Source organism: Alphaproteobacteria bacterium LSUCC0719 (assembly GCA_040839025.1).
Classification (GTDB): domain Bacteria; phylum Pseudomonadota; class Alphaproteobacteria; order Puniceispirillales; family Puniceispirillaceae; genus UBA8309.
Window position 1 is genome coordinate 117,895 of sequence record JBFPJN010000007.1, and the last position, 19,567, is coordinate 137,461.

Below are 19,567 nucleotides of genomic sequence, written 5' to 3' on the forward strand. Positions count from 1 at the left end.
GTTCATATTCCTGTTGATCCAAAGCCGCCGTCACCGCGCTCGGTGTCATCAAGCGATTCGACAATATCGACGGATGCCTGAATGACCGGTGCCAGCACCAGCTGTGCGACCCGCATGCCCCGGGTGATGGTGAAGGCCTCGTCGCCCAGATTGATCAGAAGCACCATCAGCTCGCCGCGATAGTCACTGTCGATGGTCCCCGGTGCGTTGGCAACTGTGACCCCGTGCCGCAAGGCCAGGCCGGACCTTGGCCGGACCTGGATCTCGTGGCCTGACGGCACCGCCATGGCAAGCCCGGTTGGCACGGCACATCTTTGACCGGGCGCGATCACGATGTCAGACTCAATGGCCGCTGCGATATCCATTCCGGCGGCTCCCGGGCTTTCATAGGTCGGAAGCCGAAGATCGCCAAAATGCGGCAGGGTACTGATTGCGATGGTGAGGCTCATGCGAAATGCGCCTCGATCCGTGTGACCAGCCTGTCGGCAAGCGCCGTCTTTGACATATCGTTCCAGTCCTCGGCATCGTTGCCCGTGAACAGGGTGGCGCTGTTCCTGTCACTGCCGAAGACGGATTCGCCATCAGCTGCCGTGACCGCATTGGCGACAATCCAGTCGCATCCCTTTCGTGCCAGTTTTGCCATGGCGTTCATGTGCAGATCCTCGGCCTCGGCGGCAAAGCCGACGACCAGCCGTGGTCGGCTGGCGTGATTTGACAGATGGTGCAGAATGTCGGGATTTTCGGCAAGCGTCAGCACGGGCGGCCTGTCACCGGTTTTTTTCATCTTGCCCGCATGCGCGTCGGTGATATGCCAGTCGGCGACGGCGGCTGCGCAGACAGCAAGATCGGCTGGAAGCGCATTCTCACAGGCGGCCAGCATGTCGCGCGCCGTTTCGACAGATACAAGGTCGACATTCTGCGGTGCCGGTATGGTGACTGGTCCGCTGACAAGCGTGACCCGTGCCCCGCGACCGGCCAGTGCGGCGGCAATGGCGTGTCCCTGCTTCCCGGATGACCTGTTGGCAATAAAGCGGACCGCATCAATCGGCTCGACAGTCGGCCCCGAGGTCACAATGGCGTGACGCCCGGCAAGTGGACCGCCATTTGCCGGGACTGGTTTTGACTCGAGAATCCGGCAGGCGGCGCTGACGATCTCGGCTGGCTCACTCAGCCGTCCGGTGCCCTCTTCACCACAGGCCATGTCCCCGGCAGCCGGGCCGACAAACTGCACATCGCGGGCGCGAAGCCGCGCCAGATTATCCTGCGTCGCCGGATTGGCCCACATTGCCGGGTTCATGGCCGGGGCCATCAGGACCGGCGCATCGGTCGCCAGCAGGATGGTTGTGGCCAGATCATCGGCCAGACCGTTCGCGGCCCGCGCCATCAGGTTGGCTGTCGCCGGCGCGACCAGTACGAGATCGGCCTCGCGGCCCAGCCGGATATGGCCCATCTCCGCCTCGTCGGTCAGCGAAAACAGATCGGTGAAGGTTTTTCGCGCGGTCAGCGCGGACAGGCTGAGAGGGGTGATGAAATGCTGCGCGCCAGAGGTCATGACACCGGTGACCGCTATATCGTGATCCTGAAGCCGTCGGGCCACTTCGAGCGCCTTGTAGGCGGCGATACCGCCACCAACGATCAGCAGCACACGACGCCCGATATCCGCGGCCTGAAGGTCTTCACCGGTGGACAGCGCCAGGCTTCCCGGATCGATCTGGTATCCCCGCGCCCGCAAGGCCTCGCAGACCGGCGCATGGGCCCGCTGTGGCAGCGTGCCTCTGGCAAGATAGTTGCTGACCGCGCTGGGACCGACCCCGAGAAGATCCTGTAGCGCCTGACGCCCGCCAAGCGCGGTGATTATGGCTGGCAGATCACAGTTTTTCATAAATGGTCTCGAATTGTGAATTTATTTGAATTTATGTGAATATTGCGACAAAGGCAATGGCAAGCGCCAGCAGGGCTGTCACAAAAGGCCACGAGTTTTTGCTGGCCACCGGTGCCGGTTCCCGGTGTGCCTCAAGTGCGCTCAGAATGCGCGGCAACCGCGCCATCAGCATCATCGCATCCTCAAGCAGGCTTTCGGCCCGCTTGGCAAAGCTTGCCTGATCCTGCATCCACTGGCCTGCGAGCGGACGTGCCAGCATCCACATATTGGCCTCCGGGTTCAGCTGACGCGCCACACCTTCGGCCATCATCATGGTTTTCTGAAGCAGATTGAATTGCGGCTGGACGTCAATGGCAAACCTGTTTGACAGCTGGAAGATCTGCCCCAGAACGGTGCCAAGCGACACATCACCGAGCGGCTTGCCCATCACCGGTTCTGCAACGGCGCGGATGGATTGCGCAAAGGATGCCAGCGGGACGGTTTCGTCGAGCATCCCGGCATCGGCGTGAAGGCGTGCCACCGCGTCATAGTCACGGTCGATCATCGCCGTCAAAAGCCGCGCCAGAAACAGCCTGTCGGCAAAATCGAGATGCCCCATGATCCCGAAATCTATCGGCACCAGCGTGCCATCGGGGGCAATGAAGATATTGCCGGGATGCATGTCGGCATGAAAATATCCGTCGCGGAACACCTGATTGAAGAAACAGCGTGCGGCAATTTCGGTAATGCGTTCGATGTCATGCCCGGCGACGGCCAGAGCGTCGACATCGTCGATCCGGATTCCCTCGATCCATTCGATCACCAGCATTGCCGCTGTCGTATGTTCAAGGTCAACCCAGGGCACATGGATCCCGTCATCACCGGCCATGTTCTCGGCAAGCTTGCCGGCCCCCGCCGCTTCCAGCCGAAGATCAAGCTCGAAGTCGGAAATCTGGGTGAACTGGTCGACAGCCGTGACAAGTTTCAGGCGCTGCATGTTCGGCGCCAGCCATTCCAGAATCCGTGCCAGCGAATAGAACAGCGTGGTATCAGACTGCATGCGCCGCCTGATCCCCGGCCGCAACAGCTTTACCGCCACCTGTCGCCCGTCGAGAAGCTCGGCATAATGGACCTGGGCAATCGAAGCTGCGGCGACGGGCACATCATCAAATCGCCGGAATATGTCATCGATCGGGCAGCCGGCCTCGCTCGCGACCTGACGGCGCGCCAGATCCGGTGCGAAGGCGGGAAGGCGGTCCTGGAGAAGGCTCAGGGAATGTGCCATCTGCGGCCCGATCAGATCGGCCCTTGTCGACAGCGCCTGGCCGAATTTGATGAAACCGGGACCAAGCCGGATCAACGCTTCGGCAAGTGCGCTGCCAGCGTCATGGCGCGCCCCGCGCGAGCGGATCAGGCTGTCAACAAGCGAACAGAAGCGCCGCATCCACGCCGGAAGAAGCGTTACCTGCGCCATGTGGCCAAGTGTGCCTGCCCGGCCAAGGTGCCAGGCAATCAGCGGTAGCCGAAGCATTGCCAGAATGATCTGCCAGCTGGAGGCGCGCATCAGTCGAGTTTCCATCCTGAATGAATGCAGGCTATGCCGGCAGACATCCGCCGCACCCGCACCTGGGCAAAGCCGGCCCCGGCGAACATGTCGGCAAGAACCTCCGGCGTCGGGAAGGTACGAATCGATTCCACCAGATAGCGATAGCTGTCGGCATCACCGGCAACCAGCTGGCCAAGCCGTGGCAGCACATTGAACGACCAGGCATCATAGGCACGGGCCAGCATGTCGCTGCTGACCTGCGAGAATTCGAGGCACAGAAAGCGACCGCCGGGCCGCAGGACACGGTGCGCCTCGGCGAGTGCCGCATCGCGGTTGGTCACATTGCGCAACCCAAAGGCAATGGTCACGAGATCGGCGCTGGCGGTTTCGAAGGGAAGCGCCTCGGCATTGCCGACACACCAGCGCAACCTGTCGGCAAGCTTGCCAAGATCACGCCGTCTGCGGCCGGCATTCAGCATTGATTCATTGATGTCGGTGACGGCAGCGCTGCCACCCCCGGCCTTGAGGAACCGCAGACTGATATCACCGGTGCCACCGGCCAGATCGACCAGGTGCTGATAGGGTTGCGGGGCCATCCAGTCGACCATCGCGGCCTTCCACAGCCGATGAACGCCACCACTCATCAGATCATTCATGATGTCATAGCGGGTCGCTACCGAATCGAACACGTCGCGGACCAGCCCTGCCTTGTCCTCGCGCCGTACGGTGCGGAATCCGAAATCGATATTTTCGCCTCCGGGATCCGATCCCGGAATTGTTTGTCGCTGGCTCATACTGACCGGTCCATAATCTGGTGCGACGGGCCTTCCGTCACGGGGTTTTCCGGCTATGCTGGCGCCGGCGATTGTTCTGTATGATGTGATACACGAAAATTTGCCGGGAGGACCGAATATAATGTCGCGACCTGCTATCGAACGGCCCGGTGGGATGGGGCGGAACGATGCCTGAACTTCCCGAGGTGGAAACCGTGCGCCGGGCGCTGGCGCCGGTCATGGAGGGGCACCGGATCGACTCCGCCTATGTCGGCCGACCTGATCTGCGCTGGCCATTGCCGGATAATCTGGCGGCGCGGCTGTCAGGGCGAATGGTGGGGCCGCTTGCCAGACGCGGCAAATTCCTGCTGCTGCCGCTTGATGCCGGCGAAACAATGCTGATGCATCTTGGCATGTCGGGCTCGGTGCGCATCCATCATGACAGGCCTGAGATCGGCAAACATGATCATATGAGCCTGAAAATGCAGGGCGCAGATCAACCATGCTGGATCATCTTCAACGATCCCCGCCGATTCGGCTGGATTGATCTGTTCAGCCAGGATCCCCATCCCATGCTGGCACATATGGGGCCGGAACCGCTGGGTAATGAATTTTCGGCAACCACGCTGATCGACGGGCTGGCGGCGCGGCGCGGACCGGTCAAGACAGCGCTTCTTGACCAGCGGCTTGTTGCCGGGATTGGCAATATCTATGCCTGTGAAGCGCTGTTTGGCGCGGGAATCTCTCCAAGGCGACGCGCCAACACCATCCGCGGGCAGCGCGCTGACAGGCTTGCCGCAGCGATCAGGGATGTGCTGATGCGGGCGATCGAAGACGGTGGCACCAGCCTTCGTGACCATGTCCAGCCTGGCGGCGAGATCGGGTATTTTGTGCAGCGACTTGCGGTCTATGGTCGTGATGGTCAGCCCTGCCATGTCTGCGGTTCGTTGATTCGCAGCCTTGTCCAGTCCGGCCGTAGCAGTTTTTACTGTCCCGGCTGCCAGCGCTGATGTAGCCTGAGCGCATGGTCTATCTGTCTTTGACACCCTTGGTTTCTGTTCGCCGTCTGCCCGTGGCCCTGAGGCTGGTCCAGAGGATGATCATTGTCCTGGCCGTAAGCCTTGCGGCGGCCATGATGGTTGGCGCTGGCAACGCCCGCGCCGACAGTCTGCAACAGCAATGGGTTGGCGACCTGCCGATCATGGCAGAAATGACGATTGAACCGGAGCTTGGCTTTGCCTTCGATTCGCCGGGTGGCCGCATTGTGCTTGTGTTTGCGTCATCACCGGCAGATCCCGATGGTGTGATGACCTATTACAATGACGCCTTGTCCAGCCTTGGCTGGGTCGGGTCGGATGGCAGCTGGCAACGGGGCCGGGAACTGCTCGACCTGGCACAGGTCGACACGTCGACGGGTCGGCTGTGGCGAATCAGGTTGAGCCCGCGCTGACGCGGTGGTGCCGCGCCAATTTCTGGTGCAAAATTGCTTGACGAACCTGCGGAAATCAGCCATAAGCCGCACCTCAACTGACAATTGACAGGATGGTCCGATGGCCAATCACATTTCTGCCAAGAAGCGGATCCGCCGCAACGCGCGTCGCGCAGCCATCAATGGCGCCCGCATGAGCCGCATCCGTACCTTTATCAAAAAGGTCGAAACAGCCATTGCTTCCGGTGACGCCGATGGTGCCCGCACCGCCCTGCGTGTTGCGCAACCCGAGATCCAGCGCGGCGTAACGCGCGGTGTTCTGCATCGCAACACGGCATCACGCAAGATTTCGCGGCTTGCTGCCCGTGTAAAGGCTGTCGCTGCCTGACACACGCGCCGAATCGCATGCGATCAACGCCCTGCCGCTTGCGGTTGGGCGTTTTTTATTGGCGTGTGCCCGGATCGGCGCGACATGCGGCACCGGGAGGATGGCACGACAATATTTCAACTTGGCTGGTCATGTTCAGACGCGATGTCATGCGACACCGATTCGGACACTGAAATTTTTCACTTTAGGGCTCCGGGGCCCTTGTCAGGCGTCCTGGTCTGTCAACATAAATTTCTGCAGATTTGGCAGCTTTATTTGCCCTTTATCGCCGGTGGCCATCTTGCGCAGACAGAGTGCCAGCAAGTAATGTCGTCGCAAGGTCACGGACGTTGACCGGTCCAATCATAACGTACAGACATCGATCAAAACAACGATCACAGGCACACGGGGGCAGGCTGCATGTCAGACAGACACTATCCAGACTCGTCTGACAGCACACCGGCAGCGACGTCGGTGCCATCCACAGAACCATCAAAGACAAATACAGCCAGCGACGCGCCGATGGATGATGCGTGGGAGCGTGTCACCAACCGCATGCGCCAGGATATTGGCGAGGCGGCGTGGCGGAACTGGATCAAGCCGCTGCGCGTCAGCCGGCTTGAGGATGGCACGCTGACGCTCGAGGCCGCATCGATGCTGGCCCGGGAACGGGTGACCAGCCAGTATGCCGACCGGCTGCGGGTCATTTCGGCGGCTGAGTATGGCACCGTTCGCAAGGTCGAGATCAGCCTTGGAACCCAGCAGGCGCCGCGGATGTCACAACAGAAACGTCCCGCTTCAGGCGCCAGATCCCAGGGGGCCGAGCCGCTGGGGGCCGGTCTTGATCCGCGATACACCTTCGCCAATTTCGTTGTCGGCAAGCCGAACGAACTGGCTTTCGCGGTCGCCCGGCGGACAGCCGAATCCGCAACCGTGGCCTTCAACCCGCTGTTCCTTTATGGCGGTGTCGGGCTTGGCAAGACGCATCTCATGCATGCCATCGCCTGGCATATCCGTGAGCAGGATCCCAGCCGCCATGTCGTCTATCTGTCGGCTGAAAAATTCATGTATCGTTTCGTTCAGGCGCTGCGGTTCCGCGATACGATGTCCTTCAAGGAACAGTTCCGTTCGGTTGATGTGCTGATGATCGACGATGTGCAGTTCATCAGCGGCAAGGATTCGACGCAGGAAGAGTTCTTCCATACCTTCAACGCCCTTGTCGAGGATGGACGACAGGTCATCGTGTCGGCTGACAAGTCGCCAACCGATCTCGAAGGGCTTGAAGAGCGGCTTCGCTCGCGTCTTGGGTGGGGAATGGTGGCAGACATCCATCCAGCCGATTACGAACTCAGGCTCGGCATTCTGCAGGCCAAGGCCGAGCGTGCGCGCATTGCCGTTCCGGACAAGGTGCTGGAGTTTCTGGCACACCGTATTTCAAGCAATGTCCGCGAACTCGAGGGCGCGCTGACAAGGATTGCGGCGCATGCCAGTCTGGTCGGCCGGGAAATCACCATCGACAGTGCCGCCGAGCTGTTGTCCGATCTGCTGCGGGCCAGCAGCAGACAGGTCAGCATTGACGAAATCCAGAAGCGCGTCGCGGCGCATTACGACGTTCGCGTTGCCGAGATGTTTTCGGCCCGACGGGCGCGCAATGTCGCCCGCCCACGGCAGGTCGCGATGTATCTTGCCAAGACGCTGACATCCTTTTCCTACCCGGAAATCGGCCGCCAGTTCGGAGGCCGCGACCACACCACGGTGATGCATGCCGTGCGCACAATCGAGGGTCTTGTCGGCAGTGACAAGCGGATTGCCGAGGATGTTCAGCTGCTGCGCTCGCTTATCGCCAGCTGAATTTTGATTTTAGGCCTGTTCTCAGACAGTTGCGGCCATGCGTCCGGGGCCCTTTGAACGGCTGCCAGCGTCAATATTTTGATGCTTGTTTGAATTTCTCATGCTATATTTTGTGGTCAATCGCATTCTGCGGGACGCGCATCGGTGCCGACGATCCTGTTGGCGCCAGGCGGCGCATCCTGCAGGGGTCGATCAACAGAGAAGAGACAGCTCATGAAATTCACCATTGATCGCATCAGCCTTCTGCGGCCGCTCGGGCAGGTGCAATCCGTTGTGGAACGCCGCAACACAATCCCGATCCTCGCCAATGTCGTTCTGCAGGCAGCAGATGGCGTTCTGTCGATGACCGCCACCGATATGGATATGGATATCGCCACCAAGGTCGAATGTGCGGTGGCAACCACAGGCACGACCACCGTTTCGGCGCATCTTCTTTATGATATTGTCCGCAAGCTTCCCGAAGGCGCCGAGGTCGAGATCACCGTTGCCGACGGCCATGCGATGATCAGCGCCGGCCGGTCGAACTTCCGCCTGCCAACCCTGCCTGTCGAGGATTTTCCGGCAATCAGCGTTGGCGAGATGCCGGACGCTTTCATGCTGACTGCCGCCGACATGCGCGACATGATCGACGCAACCCGTTTTGCGATCTCGACCGAGGAGACAAGATATTACCTGAACGGTATCTATCTTCACAAATCCGAGCAGGGTGATCTGTGCGCTGTCGCCACCGATGGCCACAGGCTGGCGCTGACGCGTCAGGGACTGCCGGCTGGTGCGGCCGGCATGCCGTCGATCATCGTGCCGCGCAAGGCGGTGACCGAGCTTCGCAAGCTGCTTGATGATTTCGAGGGTGAGGTTGGCGTGGCGCTGTCAGACACCAGGGCCGAATTCAGCATTGCGACGGTGAATTTGCGGACCAAGCTTATCGATGGCACATTCCCCGACTACACACGGGTGATCCCGCGCGGCAATGACCGGATCATGCAGGTTGATGCGGCAAGTTTCTCGGCTGCGGTTGACCGGGTATCGACAATCTCGTCCGAAAGATCGCGTTCCATCAAGATGCGGCTTCAGCCAGGCATGCTGACCCTGTCGGCAAGCAGCACCGATGCGTCGAGCGCGGACGAGGATATCGAGGTCAGCTATGACGGCGCTGAAATGGAGATTGGTTTCAACGCACGCTATCTTCTCGACATCGCCTCGCAGGTTGAAAGCGATACCATCGAATTTGCTCTTGCCGATCAGGGGTCGCCAAGCCTGGTTCGTGCGCCGGGTGACGAGGCGACGCTGTTTGTTCTGATGCCGATGCGGGTGTGAGTGGTTCTTGACTGTTCTTTTGGAAAGACAGCAGACACAGCCGGGCCGACAGGCCGAGGCACAGGTGACGTTTCTGTCACTTCACGATTTTCGCAATTACGCCGATTGCAGGGTGATGATCGAATCACGAAATGTGCTGCTGCTTGGTGAAAATGGTGCCGGCAAGACCAATTTGATGGAAGCCATATCGCTGCTGGCGCCAGGCCGTGGCCTGCGCCGGGCGCGTGCCGAGCATCTGCCACGTCAGGGAAGTGGTGGCGAGCAATGGGCGGTGGCGGCGGATCTGTGCATAGCAGACGAACAGGTCCGCATCGGCACCGGTGTGCCAGCCGATAGCGACAGTGGACGCCGGATCATGCGGCGTGATGGTGAAACGGTGCCGCAGACCGAGATTGGCAGATTACTGTCGGTGTCATGGCTGACCCCGCGTATGGATGGAATTTTCATTGACAGCCCCGGGGCGCGTCGCCGGTTTCTCGACCGTCTGGTTATCGCCTTTGACGCGGCGCATATCGGGCGCACGAACCGCTATGACAAACTTCTTCGCGAACGTGCGGCGTTGCTAGCCGAGGGGCGTTCGGACGAAACCTGGTTCAGCGCCATCGAGGCCAGCCTGGCGGAGGCGGCCATTGCCGTCACCGCAGCGCGCCAGGCCTTGATCGCCGATCTGAATGCCGAGGCGGCGCAGGGATGGTTTGATTTTCCGGGAGTCAGGCTGGTGCTTGACGGAACGGTTGAGACATGGCTTGCCGAAGGGTCGGCATTGCAGGCCGAGGACAGATTTGTCGCCGTTGCGCGCGAGCGCCGGGTGGCTGGTGACCCGGCGCTTGCCGGGCCACATGCAAGTGACATGACTGCGCTCAACAGCCAGACCGACGCACCGGCCCATCTTGCGTCGACAGGCCAGCAGAAGGCGCTGTTGATAGCCGTTGTGCTGGCGCATGCCCGTCTGCAGGCGCGGCGTCTCGGTCGCCCTCCGCTGCTGCTTCTTGATGATGTGGTGGCGCATCTTGATGTGGCGCGCCGTGCCGCGCTGTTCGCGGCTGTTGGCGCGATTGGGGCGCAGACCTGGTTCAGCGGCACCGACCAGAATGATTTTGAAGGCCTTGAAGCCCAGTCGCTGTCGATTTCGGCAGCTGATGGAATGGCCAGCATAACGCAGTCGGAGGAATGAGTTATGACTGACAATGACACTCCCGGCAATGACACTCCCGGCGATGACAGCCCTGATGATGCTGTTGATTACGGTGCCGACTCCATCAAGGTTCTGAAAGGCCTTGATGCCGTCAGGAAACGGCCGGGCATGTATATCGGTGACACCGATGACGGCTCGGGGCTTCACCATATGGTCTATGAGGTGGTCGACAACGCCATCGACGAGGCGCTGGCCGGACATTGTGACCTTGTCGAGGTGATCCTGAATGCCGACGGGTCGGTGACGGTAACTGACAATGGACGTGGCATCCCGGTCGAAATCCACGCCGAGGAAGGCGTGTCGGCGGCCGAGGTGATCATGACCCAGCTTCATGCTGGCGGGAAATTCGACAACAATTCATACAAGGTGTCGGGCGGCCTTCATGGCGTCGGTGTCTCGGTGGTGAATGCCTTGTCGGAATGGCTTGAGTTGACGATTTATCGAGATGGTCGACAGCACAAGATTCGCTTCCAGCATGGTGATGCCGATGGCCCGCTTGCCGATACGGGGGATTCCGGTGGCCTTGCCGGCACGCATGTCACCTTCATGCCGTCAAAGGAAACCTTTTCCGCCATCAAGTTTGATTTTACGACGCTGGAACACCGGCTTCGCGAGCTGGCGTTCCTGAATTCAGGCGTGCGGATCATGCTGACCGACAACCGGGCTGGCGAGCCTGTCATTTCCGAGTTCTTTTTCGATGGAGGGCTGACGGCCTTTGTCGAATGGCTCAACCGGTCGCGCACGCCGCTTCATGACACGGTAACGCTGACGACAACACGTGATGACATCACTGTCGAACTGGCCATGGCCTGGACCGATTCCTTCCATGAAAACACGCTGTGTTTCACGAACAATATTCCGCAGCGCGATGGCGGGACGCATCTTGCCGGTTTCCGGGCAGCGATGACGCGTGTGGTGAACAGCTATGCGCAGTCTTCCGGGATTGCCAAACGTGAAAAGGTGGCGCTGACAGGAGAAGATTCGCGCGAAGGGCTGACGGCCATTGTGTCGGTCAAGGTTCCCGATCCGAAATTCTCGTCCCAGACCAAGGACAAGCTTGTATCCTCGGAGGTAAAGCCGGTGGTGGACTCGGCGGTCGCAAGCTGTCTCAACCAATGGTTCGAGGAACATCCGGCAGATGCCCGCAAGATTGTCTCGAAAGCGTTCGAGGCGGCGGCGGCGCGTGAGGCGGCCCGCAAGGCCCGCGATCTGACGCGGCGCAAGGGGGTGATGGAAATTGCCAGCCTGCCGGGCAAGCTTGCCGACTGTCAGGAACGTGACCCTGCCAAGTCGGAACTGTTCCTTGTCGAGGGTGATTCGGCTGGCGGTTCGGCAAAACAGGGTCGTGACCGGAGCAACCAGGCCATCCTGCCCCTGCGTGGCAAGATCCTGAATGTCGAACGGGCGCGGGCCGACAAGATGCTGTCATCGGCGGAAATCGGCACATTGATCACCGCCATTGGTGGCGGTGTCGGCAATGATGAAATGGATACCGAAAGGGCGCGCTATCACAAGGTCATCATCATGACCGATGCCGATGTCGACGGCAGCCATATCCGTACCCTGCTTCTGACATTCTTCTTCCGCCATATGCGCCCGCTGATCGAGGCCGGCTTTCTGTATATCGCGCAGCCACCGCTGTTCCGGGCCAAGCGTGGTCAGTCGGAGGTCTATCTGAAAGACCAGCGCGAGCTTGATACCTATCTGATGGAAGCCGGGCTGAAGGATGCGGTTCTGACATTGCAGGACGGTACCCAGCTTGCCGGTGCCGACCTGAATGACAGCGCGGCACGGGCCACCATCGCCGGCAGGCTGATCGACCAGCTTGGCAGGCGGCTTGGCAATCGTGACGTGATTGAACAGGCCGCCATTGCCGGACTGCTGACCCCTGCCATGATCGGCAATGCCGAAGGCGCTGCCTATCTGGCACGTCGGCTTGAAGGCCAGGCAGCCGAACTTGAGAAGGGCTGGCAGGCCGCGATCGAGGATACATCGAATGGTCCGGCGATGATTGTCACAAGGCAGCTTCGAGGCATCACCGAACGTTACGTCATTGACCGGCGTCTGCTGATGGCGCCCGAGGTGGCTGAGCTTGATGCCATGGCGGCACATCTGCAGGAACTTTACGCCAATCCGGCGAGTTTGCGGCTTGGTTCGAATGAATCGGTGGTCTCCGGCCCGCTTGGCCTGTCACTGGCGATTTTCCAGACCGGCCGCAAGGGCGCGCAGATTTCGCGCTACAAGGGTCTTGGCGAGATGAATCCCGAACAATTATGGGAAACCACGCTCGACCCGTCGCAGCGGACGCTTCTTCGGGTGTCGATCGATCAGGAAGAAGAGGCCGACAATGCCTTTTCAACCCTGATGGGCGAGGCTGTCGACCAGCGTCGCGAGTTTATTCAGAAGAACGCGCTGAGGGTGGCCAATCTAGATGTCTGAAGCCGGGTAAATGGCCACGGAGCCAAAATCAGCCGAGCGCCGATGGGCTGACACATCAGCCATGCGTACATTCCTGCAACCGCGCGAGCGGAGGGGCAGTCCACCCGCCACCAACGATGCCCGCCTGATTCTGAACATTCGCTGGCTGGCGCTCACCGGCCAGCTTTTTGCGCTTCTATTTACCTTTCTTGTGCTGGAAATCCAGATTCCGATCGGGCCGGCATTGTTTGTGATTGGTCTTTCGGTGGCGATGAATGTCTGGCAGACGCGCCTGACCATGATCCTGAAAAAGACCCGTAACCAGAGTTTTCCGGCGCTGATTTTCGATGTGGCGCAGCTGTCGGCACTTCTCTATTTCACCGGTGGCCTGCTGAACCCCTTTGCGGTGCTGCTGTTGTCGCCCGTCGTGGTGTCGGCGACACTCCTGCGCCGTCGTGAAACGCTGAAACTGATCGCGCTTGTTGCCGGCTGTGTCACGTTTTTGATGTTTTTCAACCATCCGTTGCCGGTCGACGATCTCCGCGATGCCAATCCCGATCTGTATCTCATCGGATTATGGATGGCGCTCATTCTTTCGGCCACCTTCATAGGCATCTATACATGGTGGATAGCCTCCCGGGCCCGCCGGCTTGATGAAGCGCTTTCCGAAGCGCGGCTTGCACTTGCCGCCGAACAGCAGGCGGCGGCACTTGGTACACTGGCAACGGCGGCGGCGCACAGGCTTGGCTCACCGCTGAACACGATCACGGTGATCGCGCATGAGCTGGCGCAGGACATTGCCACCGATGACCCCCTTTATGATGACGTGATGCTGCTTCGTGCCGAGACCGAGCGATGCCGTGTTATTCTTGGCGAGCTTGACGATTATCAATCGGCGGAATCGCTCGACCTTGAAACCCCGTTGCCGCTGTCCAGCCTGATTGAGGAAATCCTCGACAACCGCCTTGAAGACGATGCGTCGTCTGCATTCAAGGTAGTGTTTGATGAAAGATCGGCGGTGCCGATGCCGCTTGTCAGACGGGGCCCGGAATTGATGCACGCGCTTGAAGACCTGCTCAGTAACGCGCGCGACTTCGCCAAAACAGAGGTTACGGTCATGATCCGCTGCACGGTCGACGAGGTGACTGTGACCATCAGTGACGATGGTCCGGGGTTTCCTGCCGGGGTGCTGGCGCGGGTTGGCGCGCCCTGGAATACCTCTCGCCGCGGCGAGGGTGCGCATCGTGGTTTAGGTATTTTTATTGCCAGCACCTTGATTGAAACCCTTGGCGGCTCAATATTATACGGGAACGCGAAGAGCGGCGGTGGTGAAGTGAAGGTTTACCTCCCGCTCGGCTCGGTGGCTGCAAACCATCCGAGCCTGTAGCGAACATGTGTAATGAGAGAGTGTGGTGACCGACAATTCGCTGTTGATCCTTGATGACGATGCCCCCCTTCGCACCAGGCTGCGACGGGCCATGGAGGCGCGCGGCTTCGAGGTGATGGATGCCGGCTCTGTTGCCGAAGGTATCGACATCGTCCGCAAATCGCCACCAGCCTACGCTGTTCTCGACATGAAACTTGAAGATGGCACGGGTCTCAGCCTTGTATCCGAACTGCGTGCCAAGCGTGCGGAATGCCGGATCGTGATGCTGACAGGCTTTGGCAACATTGCGACAGCTGTTGCAGCCGTCAAGGCGGGCGCGCTCGATTATCTTCCAAAACCTGCCGATCCTGACAGCCTTGCGGCGGCGCTTCGCCACAATGGTGACGGCATGCCTCCACCGCCACAGGACCCGATGAGTGCGGACCGCGTCCGCTGGGAACATATCCAGCGCGTTTACGAACAGTGTGGTCGCAATGTGTCTGAAACCGCCCGGCGTCTTCGCATGCACAGGCGGACATTGCAGCGCATCCTCAGCAAGCACGCCCCGCGAACCTGACCAGGCGCTCCGGCGTCCCCCGCACTGTCAGTCCAGATCACGCCAATCCAGACCGCGCGTCTGTCCCATGACGTCCCCATTGCGTCCCCATTGCGTTGGACAAAAATCTCTCAAAATGCGCGCTATGGCGGGTTTACCTCAAAAGATGAATCGCCATATCATGCCCGCTCCAAAAGGCGGGAATGTCTTTATGCTGGTGCAACCTCTTGGAATCGGGGGCGGGACGTGAAATTCAGGATATCAGCAACCATCCAGATTGGTCTGATCAGCGTGATTCTGGCCGCCTGCAATCCAGGGACCGGCGCGCAACCCCAGATTGCCTCCACCCCTGATACCAGCAATGTCGACCAGACAGTCCTGCCACAGGTGATCGCGCCACCACCCCCCCCGCCGCCACCCCCACTTGTCTATTCCTGGGATACTGAATTTTCCGGTTTTCTGTCTCCGCCAATCGAGGTGCGGCGTATGGCACGCGATGACTGTCTTGCCGCCGGGTATGAGATTGCCACTGTCGAAACTATGGCGCTTCAGGCCAACATCGCCACAGTGACCTTTATCTGCCGAGGTGATTTCGAGTAGCATCTAGCTGTTGCGCGCCGTGCTGACCGGTTCCGGTGACGGGATCGGACAGCAAAGCCGTGCCTCGTGAATGACCTTTTCGGGACATCTCCCGGCTTTTACCTTTGATTGGACCTGACATGAAAACAAGACGACTTGGCGCTTCTGGCCCGCTGATTTCCGCTATCGGCATTGGGGCGATGTCCTTTACCGATTTTTATGGCACGACAGACGAGTCGCAGTCACATGCCATCCTCGCCACAGCGCTTGATGAAGGGGTGACACATATCGACACCTCGAACGTCTATGGACCGCACAGGTCGGAAGCGGCCATCGGCAGCTTTCTTGCCAAACAGGGAAATCAGCGTGGCGAGTTGTTTTCGATCGCGACAAAGGCCGGAATCACCAAGGATCCCGATACAGGTGCGCGGATATACAACAATTCGGCGGCGCATCTCGAAGCTGAACTGGACGGATCACTGGCGCGGCTCGGCGTTGAGCGGGTTGACCTTTTCTATGTTCATCGCCGCGACGCGGCGACGCCAATCGAAGAGGTAACGGAAACGCTTGCCGGGCTGATCAAGAAGGGAAAGATCGGCGGCTTTGGATTTTCAGAGATCGCGCCATCGTCGCTCCGCCGGGCCAATGCCGTTCATCCTGTGATGGCTGTGCAGTCCGAATATTCGCTGGCTGTCCGGTATCCCGAACTTGGCCTTGTCCAGACGACGGCCGAGCTTGGAACAGCGCTTGTCGCCTTCTCGCCAGTCGGGCGTTCGCTTTTGACCGACAAACCGCATTCACCCGAAAAGGCGGCCGATCTGCCCTTTCTGAAGGTCAATCCACGTTTCCAGGAGCCAAACCTGTCGGCCAACATCGCCGCTGGTGAGGGGTTCCGGAAGCTTGCCGCTGATATGGGCACATCCGCCGCCGCGCTGGCGATTGCCTGGCTTCTGCATCAGGGTGAACATGTGATCCCGATTCCCGGCACGCGGTCGCCAGAACATCTGCGCCAGCATTGTGAAGGCGCAAGACTTGATCTTGATGATGCGGCGCTTGCCGCCATCGAAAAGGTGCTTCCGGTTGGATGGGCACACGGTGACCGCTATTCACAGGCACAATGGGATGGGCCGGAAAGGTATTGTTGACGGGTCGTGACTGAAGGGGGAAAGGCAGCATCGGACAGGGTGGTCCATCTTGGCCGGGAGGTTCCCGGCTGGGCCGGCGCGCATCCGCCGGATCGTCAGGTCATGACCGGTCGATATTGCCGGTTGGAGCCGCTCCGGATGGATCATGCCGCCGGACTTCATGATGCCTTTCGCACCGATGCGGATGATATCATCTGGGACTATCTCCCCTATGGCCCCTTTCATAGCCTGTCCGCATTTGAGGCCTTTCTGGACGCAACCTGTCTTGGTGACAGCCCGCAATTCTATTCCGTGATCGACCCTGCAACCGCCAGACCGGTCGGGATGGCAAGTTATCTTCGCCCCGACCCGGCCGGCGGCGTCATCGAGGTTGGTCACATCAACTTCTCGCCCGTGATGCAGCGCCGACCGATAGGCACCGAGGCAATGTATCTGATGATGCGGCAGGTCTTCATGGTCTGGGGTTATCGCCGCTATGAATGGAAATGCAACGATCTGAATGCCCGTTCCAAGCGTGCCGCGCTCAGGCTCGGCTTTTCCCATGAGGGGGTGTTCCGGCAGGCAGCGGTCGTCAAGGGCCGTAATCGTGACACCGCCTGGTTTTCCATTCTGGACAGCGAATGGCCGGTTGCGGCGGCGGCGTTTGACGCCTGGCTCAGCCCTGACAACTTTACCGCCGATGGTCAGCAACATCGGGGGCTTGCCGAAATCAGGGATGGTCTCGGCGCGCCTGGTGCCTAGACGGACCGCCGCGTGACAGGCCCTGCCATCAATCGCCAGATGCACGCCCTCGAATGGGCGATGCTGCTGCTGCTTGCCTTCATCTGGGGCGGGTCGTTCTTTTTCAACGCTGTGGCGGTCCGTGAACTGCCTGTCCTGACCATTGTGCTTGGTCGTGTCGGCATTGCGGCGCTGATCCTGTTGCTGGTGATGCGGCTCAAGGGGATCAGGATTCCCCGTCTTCCCGGGCTGCTGGGGGCCTTTGCCGTCATGGGCCTGTTCAACAATGTTCTGCCGTTTGGGCTGATCGTGTGGGCGCAGGGTCATGTTGCCTCCGGTCAGGCTGCGATCATCAACGCCACAACGCCCATTTTTGCCGCCATCATGGCGCATCTGATGACGAGGGATGAAAAGATATCCCTCCGTCAGATTGTCGGCATTCTGATCGCCATTGCCGGTGTCGCAGTGATGATGGGTCAGGCTGCGCGTCAGGATGCCGGAACCGTGCTTGCCGCCCAGCTGGCGCTTCTGGGGGCCTCGCTCAGCTATGGATTTGTCGCCGCCTATGGTCGCCGCTTCCGGAGCCTTGGCGTATCGCCCCTGGTGACCACAACAGGACAGGTCACAATGGCCAGCCTGTTCCTGCTGCCACTCGTGCTGGTAATCGACCGTCCCTGGATGCTGCCGATGCCGTCGCGTGATGCGGTTCTGGCGGTTGTCGCCATCGCGGTGATCTGCACCGCCTTTGCCTATGGGTTGTATTTCAGAATTCTTGCCAGCGCTGGCGCCACCAACCTGTCACTTGTCACCATGCTGGTGCCGGCAAGTGCCATTCTTCTCGGCATTCTGTTTCTCGGTGAACGTCTGCTGGCGCATCATCTTGTCGGACTTGGCCTGATTATCTGTGGGCTGACGACAATGGATGGGCGGCTGCCACGCCGGATCCTAAGGATGATCAAGGGCTGATAACGGGGTCGATGGGATGTGCCGGCCCCCCGGTGACAGTCTCGAAAATCTGGGCGGCGGCCAGCAGCGCCGCCTCGCCGCGCGGCTGTCCGATCAACTGGATGCCGATCGGCAAGCCGTCTGGACCAGGCCCGACCGGCACCGATATGGCAGGCAGGCCTGTGGTTGTCGCGAGAAAGGCAAAGCGGAGCCAGTCCATATATCCTGTCAGCCTGTGTCCATCGATCTGCCGGACCCATTCTTCGGTCTGTGGATGCGGCATGCATCCGACGGTGGGGCAGGCAAGAACATCGAAAGTCTGGAAGAAGGCGACCATATTGTTGAAAATGACAGTTCTGTCCAGCTGCGCGTCGGCGATGTCGTCTGCTGTCAATCTCCGCCCGAACGCGATGTTGTCCCGCAATGTCTGCTTGAAATGATTCGAGACGGTTTTCGGTGTCCGGCGTCCCGCAACAGCCATATCAAGACCACGAAGCGTATAATAGGTGCGCTCAAGATTGGCTAGGTCGGGACAGGTCTCCTCGATGATCGTGCCATGCGCCTCCATCTGGCCAAGAACCCCCAGAAGATGTGTCAGAACATCCGGATCAACCTTTGCCATACCGTTGAAATCTGCGGAAAAGCCTATCTTCAGTTTGGGGGCTTCCTGCGCTGTTGCCGCCTGTATCACCGCTGTCTCGAAACTGTCTGTAAACGGGCCGGGATAGGATATCGGAAGCGCCGGTGTGTACCCTGCCATGGCATCGAGAAAGAGCGCACAGTCGCGAACCGAGCGCGCCATCGGCCCCTGCACGCCCTCGGTCGCGAATCCCGCCGGGCTGGCGCTGGCGGCCCGGCCGGGGCTTGGCCGCAGCCCGACAACACCGCAATAGCAGGCTGGCGTGCGCAGGCTCCCACCATGATCTGACCCGTGGCTGAGCCAGACCTCGCCGGTGGCAAGCGATGCTGCCGCGCCGCCCGATGATCCGCCGGCATTCAGACGGGTGTTCCACGGGTTGAGTGTCGGCCCGAAAACATCGTTGAAGGTGTTGCCACCGGCACCCATTTCCGGGGTGTTGGTCTTGCCGATGACAATACCCCCCCGCGATTCAAGACGTGTGACAAGCGGGTCGCTGGTGTCGGGAACGAAATCGGCAAAGCCCTTTGTGCCAAAGGTGGTGCGCACCCCCGCGACCATCGTCAGATCCTTGATGGTGATCGGCAGGCCGGCGAGATTCCGAGTGATGTCTGGATCGCGCCGATCGAGACCGTCCGCTGCCGCATAGGCGCGCTCCCTGCAGAGTGTCGGCATGGCGTTGATGGCCGGCTCGACAGCCTCGATCCGGGCAAAGGCGGCGTCAAGACAGTCCCTGACGCTGATCTCGCCCGTCCTGAGCATGGCGATGACCTCATGCGCCTGACGGCGGCATAGATCCGGTCCGGTATATCCGGTTGAAGTCGTCATGGAACGGACTCTCCAGAGTGGTTGCACTGGAATA

The 19,567-nt window shown here is 60.1% G+C and carries 18 protein-coding genes; 13 read left to right on the top strand and 5 right to left on the bottom strand.

Annotation, left to right across the window (positions count from 1 at the left end):
* Positions 1-2: 2 nt before the first annotated feature.
* Genes dut through AB3X55_12485 form a run of 4 tightly spaced genes read right to left on the bottom strand, consistent with a single transcriptional unit; the run spans position 3 to position 4,201 of the window.
* Positions 3-449: a dUTP diphosphatase gene (dut, locus tag AB3X55_12470; GenBank protein ID MEX0504404.1), complete on the bottom strand. Its 447-nt coding sequence runs from the start codon at positions 447-449 to the stop codon at positions 3-5.
* Complete coding sequence (coaBC, locus tag AB3X55_12475; protein ID MEX0504405.1) at positions 446-1,882, bottom strand: bifunctional phosphopantothenoylcysteine decarboxylase/phosphopantothenate--cysteine ligase CoaBC; 1,437 nt, start codon at positions 1,880-1,882, stop codon at positions 446-448. The genes dut and coaBC overlap by 4 nt, the downstream gene beginning before the upstream one ends.
* 31 nt (positions 1,883-1,913) lie before the next feature.
* Complete coding sequence (gene ubiB, locus AB3X55_12480; protein MEX0504406.1) at positions 1,914-3,425, bottom strand: 2-polyprenylphenol 6-hydroxylase; 1,512 nt, start codon at positions 3,423-3,425, stop codon at positions 1,914-1,916.
* Positions 3,425-4,201 carry a class I SAM-dependent methyltransferase gene (locus AB3X55_12485; protein ID MEX0504407.1) on the bottom strand — a complete coding sequence of 259 codons (777 nt, stop codon included), beginning with the start codon at positions 4,199-4,201 and terminating at the stop codon, positions 3,425-3,427. Before AB3X55_12485 ends, ubiB begins: the two co-directional genes overlap by 1 nt.
* Positions 4,202-4,368: 167 nt before the next feature.
* Between AB3X55_12485 and mutM the strand changes: the two genes are divergently transcribed.
* From mutM to AB3X55_12550, 13 genes are all read left to right on the top strand, one after another.
* Positions 4,369-5,190, top strand: a complete 822-nt coding sequence (gene mutM, locus AB3X55_12490) for a bifunctional DNA-formamidopyrimidine glycosylase/DNA-(apurinic or apyrimidinic site) lyase (GenBank protein MEX0504408.1) — start codon at positions 4,369-4,371, stop codon at positions 5,188-5,190.
* Between the two features lie 86 nt (positions 5,191-5,276).
* Positions 5,277-5,630, top strand: coding sequence for a hypothetical protein (locus AB3X55_12495; protein ID MEX0504409.1), 354 nt, complete (start codon positions 5,277-5,279; stop codon positions 5,628-5,630).
* A gap of 100 nt (positions 5,631-5,730) precedes the next feature.
* Positions 5,731-5,997, top strand: a complete 267-nt coding sequence (rpsT, locus tag AB3X55_12500) for a 30S ribosomal protein S20 (protein MEX0504410.1) — start codon at positions 5,731-5,733, stop codon at positions 5,995-5,997.
* Between the two features lie 501 nt (positions 5,998-6,498).
* On the top strand, positions 6,499-7,827 hold the full coding sequence (gene dnaA / locus AB3X55_12505) for a chromosomal replication initiator protein DnaA (GenBank protein ID MEX0504411.1): 1,329 nt from the start codon (positions 6,499-6,501) through the stop codon (positions 7,825-7,827).
* A gap of 213 nt (positions 7,828-8,040) precedes the next feature.
* Positions 8,041-9,144: a DNA polymerase III subunit beta gene (gene dnaN / locus AB3X55_12510; GenBank protein MEX0504412.1), complete on the top strand. Its 1,104-nt coding sequence runs from the start codon at positions 8,041-8,043 to the stop codon at positions 9,142-9,144.
* 7 nt (positions 9,145-9,151) lie between these two features.
* On the top strand, positions 9,152-10,318 hold the full coding sequence (gene recF / locus AB3X55_12515) for a DNA replication/repair protein RecF (protein MEX0504413.1): 1,167 nt from the start codon (positions 9,152-9,154) through the stop codon (positions 10,316-10,318).
* 3 nt (positions 10,319-10,321) lie between these two features.
* Positions 10,322-12,778 (top strand): DNA topoisomerase (ATP-hydrolyzing) subunit B, encoded by a 2,457-nt coding sequence (gene gyrB, locus AB3X55_12520; protein ID MEX0504414.1) that lies wholly within the window; start codon positions 10,322-10,324, stop codon positions 12,776-12,778.
* A gap of 61 nt (positions 12,779-12,839) precedes the next feature.
* On the top strand, positions 12,840-14,144 hold the full coding sequence (locus AB3X55_12525) for an ActS/PrrB/RegB family redox-sensitive histidine kinase (GenBank protein MEX0504415.1): 1,305 nt from the start codon (positions 12,840-12,842) through the stop codon (positions 14,142-14,144).
* Between the two features lie 25 nt (positions 14,145-14,169).
* Positions 14,170-14,700 carry an ActR/PrrA/RegA family redox response regulator transcription factor gene (locus AB3X55_12530; GenBank protein MEX0504416.1) on the top strand — a complete coding sequence of 177 codons (531 nt, stop codon included), beginning with the start codon at positions 14,170-14,172 and terminating at the stop codon, positions 14,698-14,700.
* 225 nt (positions 14,701-14,925) lie between these two features.
* A complete protein-coding gene (locus AB3X55_12535; protein ID MEX0504417.1) occupies positions 14,926-15,279 on the top strand; it encodes a hypothetical protein in 354 nt (117 codons plus the stop codon).
* 119 nt (positions 15,280-15,398) lie between these two features.
* Entirely contained in the window at positions 15,399-16,403 is a 1,005-nt protein-coding gene (locus tag AB3X55_12540; protein ID MEX0504418.1) for an aldo/keto reductase, read from the top strand.
* 6 nt (positions 16,404-16,409) lie between these two features.
* Positions 16,410-17,144, top strand: a complete 735-nt coding sequence (locus AB3X55_12545) for a GNAT family N-acetyltransferase (GenBank protein MEX0504419.1) — start codon at positions 16,410-16,412, stop codon at positions 17,142-17,144.
* A gap of 12 nt (positions 17,145-17,156) precedes the next feature.
* On the top strand, positions 17,157-18,089 hold the full coding sequence (locus AB3X55_12550) for a DMT family transporter (protein MEX0504420.1): 933 nt from the start codon (positions 17,157-17,159) through the stop codon (positions 18,087-18,089).
* Here the strand turns inward: AB3X55_12550 and AB3X55_12555 are convergent.
* On the bottom strand, positions 18,079-19,533 hold the full coding sequence (locus AB3X55_12555; GenBank protein MEX0504421.1) for an amidase: 1,455 nt from the start codon (positions 19,531-19,533) through the stop codon (positions 18,079-18,081). The two genes, AB3X55_12550 and AB3X55_12555, sit on opposite strands and share 11 nt — an antisense overlap.
* Between the last annotated feature and the right edge of the window lie 34 nt (positions 19,534-19,567).